Annotated in this window: 9 protein-coding genes; 7 read left to right on the forward strand and 2 right to left on the reverse strand. The window is 72.8% G+C overall.

Annotation, left to right across the window (positions count from 1 at the left end):
- Positions 1-32: 32 nt before the first annotated feature.
- Positions 33-566 (reverse strand): TetR/AcrR family transcriptional regulator, encoded by a 534-nt coding sequence (locus E1284_RS32590; protein ID WP_131944006.1) that lies wholly within the window; start codon positions 564-566, stop codon positions 33-35.
- A 151-nt stretch (positions 567-717) separates the two neighbouring features.
- Between E1284_RS32590 and E1284_RS32595 the strand changes: the two genes are divergently transcribed.
- On the forward strand, positions 718-1893 hold the full coding sequence (locus tag E1284_RS32595; protein WP_131944014.1) for a cysteine desulfurase family protein: 1176 nt from the start codon (positions 718-720) through the stop codon (positions 1891-1893).
- Between the two features lie 104 nt (positions 1894-1997).
- Positions 1998-2774 (forward strand): DUF1206 domain-containing protein, encoded by a 777-nt coding sequence (locus E1284_RS32600; RefSeq protein WP_131944007.1) that lies wholly within the window; start codon positions 1998-2000, stop codon positions 2772-2774.
- Here the strand turns inward: E1284_RS32600 and E1284_RS32605 are convergent.
- Positions 2762-3844: a DUF695 domain-containing protein gene (locus tag E1284_RS32605; protein WP_131944008.1), complete on the reverse strand. Its 1083-nt coding sequence runs from the start codon at positions 3842-3844 to the stop codon at positions 2762-2764. The genes E1284_RS32600 and E1284_RS32605 overlap by 13 nt on opposite strands.
- Before the next feature lie 67 nt (positions 3845-3911).
- On the opposite strand from E1284_RS32605, the gene mnmA reads away from it, so the two are divergent.
- The 5 genes from mnmA to E1284_RS32630 form a co-directional block, all read left to right on the forward strand.
- Entirely contained in the window at positions 3912-4988 is a 1077-nt protein-coding gene (gene mnmA, locus E1284_RS32610) for a tRNA 2-thiouridine(34) synthase MnmA (protein WP_131944009.1), read from the forward strand.
- A gap of 218 nt (positions 4989-5206) precedes the next feature.
- Positions 5207-6025 (forward strand): LLM class F420-dependent oxidoreductase, encoded by an 819-nt coding sequence (locus E1284_RS32615; protein ID WP_131944010.1) that lies wholly within the window; start codon positions 5207-5209, stop codon positions 6023-6025.
- A gap of 25 nt (positions 6026-6050) precedes the next feature.
- Entirely contained in the window at positions 6051-7064 is a 1014-nt protein-coding gene (locus E1284_RS32620; protein ID WP_131944011.1) for a methionine synthase, read from the forward strand.
- A 41-nt stretch (positions 7065-7105) separates the two neighbouring features.
- Positions 7106-9274, forward strand: coding sequence for an NAD-dependent DNA ligase LigA (gene ligA, locus E1284_RS32625; protein WP_131944012.1), 2169 nt, complete (start codon positions 7106-7108; stop codon positions 9272-9274).
- 305 nt (positions 9275-9579) lie between these two features.
- On the forward strand, positions 9580-11578 hold a 1999-nt coding region (locus E1284_RS32630; protein WP_341770443.1), incomplete at its 3' end, for a putative bifunctional diguanylate cyclase/phosphodiesterase.

Genomic DNA, 11578 nt, shown 5'->3' on the forward strand with positions numbered 1-11578 from the left:
GGTCAGGGGGCGGGGCGCCGGGGCGCCTCGGGTCAGGGCTTCAGGAGGGCCAGGAGGCGGTGTTTCAGCGCTTCGAGTTGCTGCGCGTCGTACAGGGCCGGCTCGTGGCTCACCACTTCCCAGAGGCCCTCGGCCGCCAGGCGGACGACCATCGCGGTGCCCGGGTCCGGGTCCTCGGCGGGGTCGCGGCCGTGCCAGCGGCGCATCGCCGCGTTCAGCGGTTCGGCCTGCTCCGGGTCGGCCGCGGCGGCCGTGATGGCAGACCAGCGCCGGTAGGCGCGGGCCTCGCCGGTGAGGATCTCGAACGTCGCCTCGACGTAGGCGCGGGTGTAGGCGCTCGGCGCGCCGTCCCCGTAGGAGTCGATGTAGGTGGCGATCAGGTCGTCGAACTCCTCGATGACCCGCGCCACCATCGCCCGGACCAGCGCCTCCTTGGTGGGGAAGTGGTAGAGCAGCCCGCCCTTGCTGACGCCGGCGCGGTCGGCGACCGCGGTGAGCGTCAGTGCCTGCGTCCCCTGCTCGGACAGGACGGCCTCGGCGGCGTCCAGCAGCGCTTCCCTCTTCATGACCCCTCCACTGTACCGGCTGGACGGTACACAAACGCAACCCGGCCGGCGGGTGCGCTATTCCCGGTGCCCGCGCGACATTTCCGGCATCCGCGCAACCCCCCGGCCACCGGTGGGGAACAGGGCGGGCGCGGATACTGTTGACCGCGTGGTGACCTACCTCGACCATGCGGCGACGACCCCGATGCTGCCCGAGGCCATCGAGGCGATGACGGCCGAACTGCGGGAGCTCGGCAACCCGTCCTCGCTGCACGCGGTGGGGCGGCGCGCCCGCCGCGTCGTCGAGGAGTCCCGGGAGATCATCGCCGAGGCGTTCGGCGCCCGGCCGAGCGAGGTCGTGTTCACCTCCGGCGGCACCGAGGCCGACAACCTCGCGATCAAAGGACTCTACTGGGCCCGCCGGGCCGCCGACCCGGCCCGCACCCGCGTGCTGGCCGGCGCCATAGAGCACCACGCCGTGATGGACGCGGTGCAGTGGCTCGCCGACCACGAGGGGGCCGAGGTCGCCTGGCTGCCGGTGGACGGGCTCGGCCGCGTCCGCCCCGAGGTGCTGCGCGAGGCGCTCGGCGAGGGCGACGACGTGGCCCTCACCACCGTGATGTGGGCCAACAACGAGGTCGGGACCGTCCAGCCCATCGCCGATCTCGCCGCCGCCGCCCGTGAGCGGGGCGTCCCGCTGCACACCGACGCCGTCCAGGCGGCCGGGCAGCTGCCCATCGGGTTCGGGGCGAGCGGAGCGCAGGCCCTCACGGTCACCGGGCACAAGCTCGGCGGCCCGATCGGTGTCGGCGCGCTGCTGCTCGCCAAGCCGAAGGAGCCGGTGTTCCTCGACCCGGTACCGCTGCTGCACGGCGGCGGGCAGGAGCGCGACGTCCGGTCCGGGACGCTCGACACCGCCGCCATCGCCGGGTTCGCCGCCGCCGTGCAGGCCACCGTCGCCCGCCGGGACGCCGAGGCGCGCCGCCTGGCCGAGCTGCGCGACCGGCTGATCGAGGAGGTCCGCGCCGCGGTGCCCGACGCGGTCCTGAACGGCGACCCCGCCGACCGGCTGCCGGGCAACGCGCACTTCTCCTTCCCCGGCTGCGAGGGCGACGCCCTGCTCATGCTGCTGGACGCGCGCGGCATCGCCTGCTCCACCGGGTCCGCGTGCTCGGCCGGCGTCTCGCAGCCGAGCCACGTCCTGCTGGCGATGGATGCGAGCCCCGAACGCGCCCGCGGATCGCTGCGCTTCACCCTCGGCCACACCTCCACCGAGGCGGACGTGAAAGCCCTCGCCGACGCCATCGGTCCGGTGGTCGAACGCGCCCGCCGCGCGGGGCTCAGCTGATCTGTCCTGGTTTGACCGTCCCTTGAACGGGGACAGCGTTGCCCGTGACGACGGATGTGCGCGACGGGATCAAGCAGGCGGCTGGACACCCCTGGTTTCACCGCATGTCACGGGTCGGCCTGGTCGCCCGGGGCCTCCTCTACCTGCTCATCGGCTGGCTCGCCCTGCAGGTGGCCTTCGGAGGCGGCGGGAAGGAGGCCGACCGCAAGGGCGCGCTGCAGGCGGTCGCCGACAAGCCCGGCGGCCCGGCCGTCCTCTGGCTGATGATCGCGGGCTTCGCCGCGCTCGCCCTCTGGCAGTACGCCGAAGCCGTGTACGGACGTCCCGTCTCCGACGGTGACAAACCCCACAAGCGGCTGACCTCGGGCGTGCGCGGCGTCATGTACTCGGCCGGCTGCGCGGGGACCCTCGCGTTCCTTCTCGGCCACCAGGGCACGTCGAGCGATCAGCAGTCCAAGACCCTCACCGCGCGGCTGATGGGCGAGCCGGGCGGCCGGTGGCTCGTCCTCGCGATCGCCGCCGGTTTCGTGATCTGGGGCGCCGTCGTGGTCGTCAACGGCGTCCGGCGCCAGTTCATGGAGGAGCTGGAGACCGCCGCGATGAGCGAGGCCGCGCGCCGCTTCGTCCAGCCGTTCGGGATCGTCGGCGGCACCGCCCGCGGCCTCGTCGGCGTCGCCGTCGGCGCCTTCCTCGCCTACGCCGCCATCAGCTTCCAGCCGCAGAAGGCCCACGGGCTCGACGGCGCGCTCCGCGAGTTCGCCGACACACCGGCCGGCCCCTGGGGCCTGGCGGCGGTCGCCGCGGGCGTGCTGACCTTCGGCCTCTACTCGTTCTGCGAGGCCCGCTGGCGCAAGGTGGACGCGACCCGTCAGGGCTGGTAGGGCGCGAGGGCCTTCCAGCCCGGGTCGGCCGTGGAGGCGACCTTGGCCTTGCCCTCCGGCCAGCCGGCCGCGAGCTGGTCGAGCTCGGAGATGACGCCCGAGTCGGGGTCGGCGTACAGGTGGAAGACGCGCAGGCCGTCGCCGGTCTCCCGGACGGCGAGGACCGCGCGGTCGCCGAGCTTGTTCAGCTTCTTCTCGAAGGCGCGCAGCGCGCCCGCCGACGGCTCCACCGGCAGCCTGTCGGGGTTGCTGTTGGCGTACGGGACGGTGATCGCCACGTGCAGGTCGCAGAGCGGGTAGTCCTGCCGGTGCAGCGGGAACCGGGCACCGAGGCGCGCGGGGTGCCCGCGGGGGGTGCGGCCCTCGCCGGTCAGCCAGGCGGGCTCGGCGAACGGCTCGGCGACCTGCTCGACGACCGCGGGCAGCATCGACGGCGCCAGCGAGTCGATCGGCGACTCCGTCGCGATCGCGACCTCGCCGATCCAGCGGGCCACATCGTCCTCGCCGAGCGCCCAGTACAGGACGTTCAGCGCCACCTGGAGCTGCTGCTCCTCGGCGACGAACAGGAAGTCGGGGTGGTAGGCGGTGATGTGCACGCGGGCGCGGTCGGTGTCGGCGCGCATGCCCAGCCGGACGTACTCGAGGTCGAACTCGTGGTCGCCGAGGATGAGGTCCTGGTTGAGCATCTCCGGGTCGGCCTGGCGCGCGGGGTAGAACCTCCACCCGGCGGCCGCGCCGCCGGTCGGCGCTGCCCGCACCCAGCGCTCGGTGACCCCGCGCAGCCCCGGGTCGCCGCCGCCGGTCACGGTCAGTGACGGGTTCCGGTCGTCGGCGCCGCCGATCTCCCACTGCAGCCCCGTGTGGATCTTGTGGACGCGGCGCGACAGCTCCTCGATCGTCTCCGCCGACAACCCCTCGCCGGGCGCGGCGGCCTCCGGCGCGTCGGGCTCGGGCCCGGCGGCCAGCGACGCCTCGATCGTCGGGCGGGCCTGCGCCCACCACTCCCAGAACTCGCTGATGGCGGGCGGTGCGACGGCGGACGCCTCGCGCGGACGTCGGAAGATTCCCATAGCGGCCCCAATCGTACGCGGAAATGCGGACTGCCGACCGGGCCGCGCCGCGTACGCTCGAAGGACTATGACCTTGCGTGTACTCGCCGCCATGTCCGGCGGCGTCGACTCCGCCGTGGCCGCCGCCCGCGCCGCCGAGGCCGGGCACGACGTCACCGGCGTCCACATGGCCCTGTCCAGCAACCCCCAGTCCTACCGCACGGGGGCGCGCGGCTGCTGCACCCTGGAGGACTCCCGGGACGCCCGCCGCGCCGCCGACGTGATCGGCATCCCCTTCTACGTCTGGGACCTCGCCGAACGGTTCCACAAAGACGTCGTGGAGGACTTCGTCAGCGAGTACGCCGCCGGCCGCACCCCGAACCCGTGCCTGCGCTGCAACGAGAAGATCAAGTTCGCCGCGCTGCTGGACCGCGCGATGGCGCTCGGCTTCGACGCCGTCTGCACCGGCCACTACGCCCGGCTGGAGGACGGCGTCCTGCGCCGCGGCGTCGACGCCGGCAAGGACCAGTCGTACGTGCTGGCCGTCTGCACGCCCGAGCAGCTCGCGCACGCGCTGTTCCCGCTCGGCGACACCGCCAAGGCCGACATCCGGCGGGAGGCGGAGCGGCGCGGCCTCCAGGTCGCCGACAAGCCCGACAGCCACGACATCTGCTTCATCGCCGACGGCGACACGCGCGGCTTCCTCGCCGAGCGGCTCGGCTCGGCCAAGGGCCCGATCGTCGACACCGACGGCAACGAGGTCGGCGAGCACGACGGCGCCTACGCCTACACGATCGGCCAGCGCAAGGGCCTGCGGCTCGGCACCCCGGCCCCGGACGGGCGCCCCCGCTACGTCCTCGGCATCTCGCCGGTGACGAACACGGTGACCGTCGGATCGCGCGAGGACCTGGACGTCCGCGAGATCACCGGCGAGCGCCCGGTGTGGCTGAGCGAGCCCCGCGGCGGCCCGTTCGCCTGCGAGGTGCAGCTCCGCGCCCACGGCGAGGTCTACCCCTGCACGGCCGAGCAGGACGGCGAAGACCTGCGCATCCGCCTGTCCGAGCCCGCCCGCGGCGTCGCACCCGGCCAGGCCGCCGTCCTCTACGACGCCGACCGCGTCCTGGCCTCATCCACCATCGCGGAAACCGCCACTGTTCCCGCCTGACCCAGGCACGGAACTGAACACGGACCTCAGCCACCTCCGCAACCCCGCGACAACCGGAACCACTGCGATCGCGTCCGAAGGCAGGTTGCGAGCGAAGCGAGAAACCTGATCGCGCAGCGAGCCGCCAAGGCGAGTTCGAAGCGATGCAGCGATCGCACCGTAGTGCCCGCCGAAGGAGGGCCCCCAGGGCCCGACGCCAAGGGCACTACAGTGGGCACATGGAGTTCGGTGTTTCGACGTTCGTGACCGATGACGGGATCGGGCCGGCGGCGCTCGGGCGCGCGCTGGAGGAGCGCGGGCTCGGGTCGCTGTTCCTGGCCGAGCACACGCACATCCCGGTGAAGCGGGAGTCGCCGTGGCCGGGCGGGGCCGAACTGCCCCGGATGTACTACCGGACGCTCGACCCGTTCGTGGCGCTGACCGCCGCGGCGGCGGTGACCGAGCGGCTCCGCGTCGGGACGGGCATCGCCCTCGTCATCCAGCGGGACCCGATCATCCTGGCCAAGGAGGTCGCCTCCCTCGACCTGGTCTCCGGCGGGCGCGCCGTGCTCGGTGTCGGCGCCGGCTGGAACCGGGAGGAGATGCGCAACCACGGCACCGAGCCCACCACCCGGATGCGGCTGCTCCGCGAGCGCGTGCTGGCCGTCAAGGAGCTGTGGACGAAGGACGAGGCCGAGTTCCACGGCGAGTTCGTCGACTTCGACCCGGTGTTCTCCTACCCGAAGCCCGTCCAGGACCCGCACCCGCCCGTGATGATCGGCGGTGCCGGGCCGACGACCTTCGACCGGGTCGTCGAGTTCGGCGACGGCTGGATGCCGATCTACGGGCGCGGCACGGACGTGCTGGCCGCGCAGATCGCCGAGCTGCGGGAGCGGGCGGGCCGCCGGGTGCCGGTCACGGTGTTCGGGGTGCCCGGCAGGCGCGAGACCGTCGCCGAACTGGAGGCCGCGGGCGTCGACGAGGTGCTGTTCAACCTGAAGACCGAGCCGGAGGGCGACACGCTCCGCTACCTGGACCGGCTCGCGGAACTGGTGTGATCACCGCGCCGCTAGGCTTTCCGGTGTGACCGATTATCCCTGGCGGGCCGCAACGGCGACCGGTGTCGGGTCCTATCCGGGGACCGACCCCGCGGAGGCGCTGCGGGTCGTCCTCGGCGAGCTGCCCGAGCTGCCGCACCTGCCGGAGCTGCCCGCGCGCGGTCCCGGCGCCGACCTGACCGGGCGGACGGCCGGGCTGCTGATCGACATGCCGGTGCGGGTCGAGCCGTCCGGGTGGCGGTTCTCCGACCGCCCCGGCCGCGACACGCTGCGCGCCCGCGACCATCTCGCGCGGGACCTGGACGTCCTGGAGGAGGTCGCGGGCGGGCACGACGGCCCGTTCAAGATCCAGGTGTGCGGGCCGTGGACGCTGGCGTCCACGATCGAGCTGCGGCACGGCGACCGGGCGCTGAAGGACCCGGGCGCCGTCCGCGACCTGGCCGCCTCGCTCGCCGAGGGCGTCGCCGCGCACGTCGCGGACGTCCGCCGCCGGCTGCCCGCGGCGGACATCGTCCTGCAGCTGGACGAGCCGGGCCTGCCCGCCGTCCTCGCCGGGACGGTCCCCACCGCCAGCGGGTTCTCCCGGCTGCGCGCGATCGAGGAGCCCGTCGCCGAGGACGTCCTCCGGGCGGTGATCGAGGCGGCCTGCGAGGACGGCACCGCCTACCCCGTCGTGCACTGCTGCGCCCGCAACGTCCCGTACGCGCTGCTGCGCGGCGCCGGCGCGAAGGCGATCTCGGTCGATCTGCGGCTGGTGCCGAGACGCGACGACGACGCCGTGGGGGAGACGATCGACGCGGGGACGGCCCTGTTCCTCGGCGCGGTGCCCGCGACCGACGCCGTCCTGCCGTCCCTCCAGGCGACCGGGGAGCCGGTGAAGGAGCTGTGGCGGCGGCTCGGGTTCCCGCCCGCGCAGATCGCGAAACAGGTCGTGATCACTCCGGCCTGCGGCATGGCTGGGGCATCGCCCCGGTACGTCCGGGAAGCGCTCAAGCGGTGCCGTGAAACGGCCCGCATGCTTTACGAGGCCGCCGACTGAGGAGCGCTCATAATGTCGGACGCGGCGGCGAGAATAAGGGCATGACCATGAGCGACGGCGTTCCCACCGAGGCCCGGCAGCGGCACCGCCGGCTGACCGAAGAACTCGACGAGGCCAACTACCGGTACTACGTCCTCGACCAGCCGACGCTCACCGACGCCGACTACGACGAGCGGATGCGGGAGATCCGCGCGCTGGAGGAGGGGCACCCCGAACTGGTCACGCCCGACTCGCCGACGCAGAAGGTCGGCGCGCCGATCGTCACCGACTTCGCGACCGTCCAGCACCTGGAGCGGATGCAGAGCCTCGACAACGCGATGAGCGCCGACGAGCTGCTCGCGTGGGACGAGCGCGTCGTCAAGGAGGTCGGCGAGGTCGCCGGCTACCTGTGCGAGCTCAAGATCGACGGGCTGGCGATCGCGCTGGTCTACGAGAACGGGCGGCTGACGCGCGGGGTCACCCGCGGCGACGGGCGCACCGGCGAGGACGTCACCAACAACATCCGCACCATCGCCGACATCCCGGACCGGCTGGCGGGGGAGGGCTGGCCGGACGTCCTGGAGGTGCGCGGCGAGGTCTTCCTGCCCGTCGAGGGGTTCGAGCAGGTCAACGCCGCCCAGGTCGAGGCCGGCCGGGAGCCGTTCGCCAACCCGCGCAACGCGGCGGCCGGCTCGCTGCGGCAGAAGGACCCGCGGGTCACCGCGCACCGTCCGCTCGGGATGCTCGTCCACGGGTTCGGCGCCTGGCGGGGCGGGACGTACCCGGAGAGCCAGTCCGGGGCGTACGAGATGATGCGCGGCTGGGGCCTGCCGGTCAGCGACCGGTACAAGGTCGTCGGCGGAATGGACGCCGTCCGCGAGTACATCGACGAGTACGGCGAGAACCGGCACGACCCCGCCTACGAGATCGACGGGGTCGTGGTGAAGGTCGACCAGTTCGCGCTGCAGCGGCGGCTCGGGTCGACGAGCCGGGCGCCGCGCTGGGCGATCGCGTGGAAGTACCCGCCCGAGGAGGTCAACACCAAGCTCCTCGACATCAAGGTCGGAGTCGGGCGGACCGGGCGCATCACCCCGTACGGCGTGATGGAGCCGGTGAAAGTGGCGGGCTCGACGGTCGACCGGGCCACGCTGCACAACGCGGGCGAGGTCAAGCGCAAGGGCGTGCTGATCGGCGACACCGTCGTGCTGCGCAAGGCCGGCGACGTCATCCCCGAGATCGTCGCACCGGTGACCGCGCTGCGGGACGGCTCCGAGCGCGAGTTCCAGATGCCCCAGCACTGCCCCGAGTGCGGCACCGAACTGGCGTACGAGAAGGAGGGCGACGCCGACATCCGGTGCCCGAACGCGCAGTACTGCCCGGGGCAGCTGCGCGAGCGCCTGTACTTCGTCGCGAGCCGCAACGCGCTCGACATCGAGGCGCTCGGATACGTGGCGGCGACCGCGCTGACGCAGCCGCTGGAGCCGTCCGACCCGCCGGTGCGGAACGAGGGCGACCTGTTCCACCTGACCGTCGACCGGCTGCTGCCGATCCGCAGCATCGTGCTCGACTCCAAGACGGGCACGGCGAAGACCGACCCGAAGACCGGTGAGCCGAAGGTCGTGTCGTTCTTCGCCAACAAGGAGGGCGAGCCGAAGAAGACCGTCGAGATCCTCTTCGAGGAGCTGGAGAAGGCCAAGCGGCAGCCCCTGTGGCGGGTGCTGGTGGCGCTGTCGATCCGGCACGTCGGCCCGTCCGCGGCGCGCGACCTGGCCCGCGAGATGCGCTCGATGGACGCGATCGCGAACGCGACCGAGGAGGAGCTCGCGGCGGTCGACGGCGTCGGGCCGACGATCGCGGCGTCGATCAAGACGTGGTTCGCGGTCGACTGGCACCGGGAGATCGTCGACAAGTGGCGGGCCGCCGGCGTCCGGATGGAGGACGAGGGCGCCGCGGGCCCGCGCCCGCTGGAGGGCGTCACCGTGGTGATCACCGGCTCGCTGGAGGAGTACAGCCGGGACTCGGCGACCGAGGCGGTGCAGCGGCTCGGCGGCAAGGTGTCCGGGTCGGTGTCGAAGAAGACCGGCTTCGTGGTCGTGGGCGACAGTCCCGGGTCCAAGTACGACAAGGCCGTCAAGCTGGGCGTGCCCGTCCTGGCCGAGGACGGCTTCCGCGTCCTGCTCGCCGAGGGGCCGGATGCGGCCAAAAACGTGACTTTGCGCGCCGATGAATGACCCCGCGTGATCATGGGGGTCTCACCAGGTTCGCGTTACTCAGGGGTACACTCCAGTTACCCAACGATGAGCGGCGGGTACGGAACGGCATAACGGAACGTACGCAAACGGTTTCGCGAAGTTGAGCGGAGGCCGTACCCTCCCTCTCATCACGACCTGTACCTGAATCTCCGGACGTAACACCCGGGGGGCGTCCCCCGAGGTCGGGGACGCCCGGTGCCGGGGGACGGCCCCCCGAACCCCCCGAGGATGTGATGAAGGACCCGAACAACACACGGAACACGGCCCCGCGCCGTGGTTCCCCGTTGTGGATCTACTTCGTCGTGGTCATCCTGCTCGGCGTCACGGCCGGCGGGGCCGCGTTCTCCGGGCTGAGCTCCGCCGATCTGGACGCGCTCGTCAGCACGCCGCTGTTCTGGATCCTCGGCTGCTTCATCGTGTTCGGCGAGCTGCGCCCGATCATCACCCCCGGCTCCACCGAGAACAACGGCGCCACCACCTCGACCACGTTCTCGTTCGCCGCGCTGCTGTACGCCGGCCTGCCGATCGCCGCCGCCCTGCAGGCCATCGCCGTCATCACCTGCGGGATCTTCCGCGGCCGCGCCCCGCACCGGATCGCCTTCAACGCCGCCCAGTACACCCTCAGCCTCGCCGCGGCCCAGCTCGTCCTCGCCCTGTTCGGCAACCTCGCCACCCCGTCCGACCTGTGGGTGCCGCACGGCTCCGACCTGCCCGCGATCGCGCTCGCCGGCGCCGTCTACTTCGCCTGCAACGACACCCTCGTCGGCTCCGCCGTCGCCCTGCACGCGCGCGTCTCGCTGGTCAAGGCGCTCCGCATAGACCTCGCCTACCAGGTGCTCGTCCACCTGGCCCTGCTCGGCCTGGCCCCGCTGATGGTCGTCGCGATGGACCGGTCCGCGCTGTTCGTGCCGCTCATCGTCCTGCCGTTCATCGCCGTCTACATGAACGCGTCGGTGTCCGTGCGGCGCGAGCACCAGGCCCTGCACGACGGGCTGACCGGGCTGCCCAACCGCAAGCTGCTGATCGTCCGCACCGAGGAGGCCCTCGCCACGGCGCGGGGCGCGGAGAGACGCGGCGCCGAGCGGCGCCGCCTCGCCCGCCGCAAGACCGCCGACCCGTCCGACCACCGCGCCGGGCTGTTCCTCCTCGACCTCGACCGGTTCAAGGAGGTCAACGACACCCTCGGCCACCCCACCGGCGACCGGCTCCTGCAGCTCGTCGCGCACCGGCTCACCCACAGCGTCCGCCCCGGCGACCTCGTGGCGCGGCTCGGCGGCGACGAGTTCGCGGTGCTGCTGCCGACCGTCCGCGACGAGGCCGCCGCCCGCGAGGTCGCCGCCCGGCTGCGCGCCGCGCTCAGCGAACCCGTCCGCCTCGACGGCATGTCGTTCGACCTGGAGGCGAGCGTCGGCATCGCGCTGTTCCCCGACCACGCGCCCGACTTCGAACTGCTCCTGCAGCGCGCCGACGTGGCCATGTACAACGCCAAGGAGGCCCGCACCGGCGTCGAGATCTACTCGCCGGCCAAGGACCGCAACTCCCCGGCCCGGCTCAGCATGCTCGGCGACCTCCGCCGCGCCATCGACCGCTCCGAACTCGAACTGTTCTACCAGCCGAAGGTCTCGCTGCGGGACGGCCACCTCGTCGGCATGGAGGCCCTGCTGCGCTGGCGGCACCCCGACCAGGGACTCCTCGAACCCGATGCGTTTCTGTCCATCGCCGAGCAGACCTACCTGATGCGCTCCATCACCCACCACGTCGTCACCGCCGCGCTCGCGCAGACCGCCGCCTGGTGGCGCGAGGACCTCGCCGTCCAGGTCGCCGTCAACGCCTCCGGCCGCGACCTCCTCGACACCGGCCTCGCCGAGACCATCGAGGAGGGCCTGCTCGCCCGCGGCCTGCCCGCCGCCGCGCTCCAGCTGGAGATCACCGAGCGGATCCTGATGAACGAGCCCGCCTACGCCTCCGACACCGTCGGCGCCCTCGCCGACCTCGGCATCCCGCTCAGCCTGGACGACTTCGGCACCGGCTACTCCTCGCTCGTCCGGCTCAAGCGCCTGCCCGTCGAGGAGATCAAGATCGACGCCTCCTTCGTCGGCCGCATCGCCGAATCCCCCGACGACGCCGTCATCGTCCGCTCCATCGTCGACCTCGTCCGCACCCTCGGCCTCCGCTCCGTCGCCGAAGGCGTCGAAGACCCCGCCACCGCCGAGGCCCTCCGCGACATGGGCTGCGACGCCGCCCAAGGCTGGCACTTCGGCCGCCCCATGGACGCCCCCACCG

It is taken from the genome of Actinomadura bangladeshensis (assembly GCF_004348335.1).
GTDB classification, from domain to species: Bacteria; Actinomycetota; Actinomycetes; order Streptosporangiales; family Streptosporangiaceae; genus Spirillospora; species Spirillospora bangladeshensis.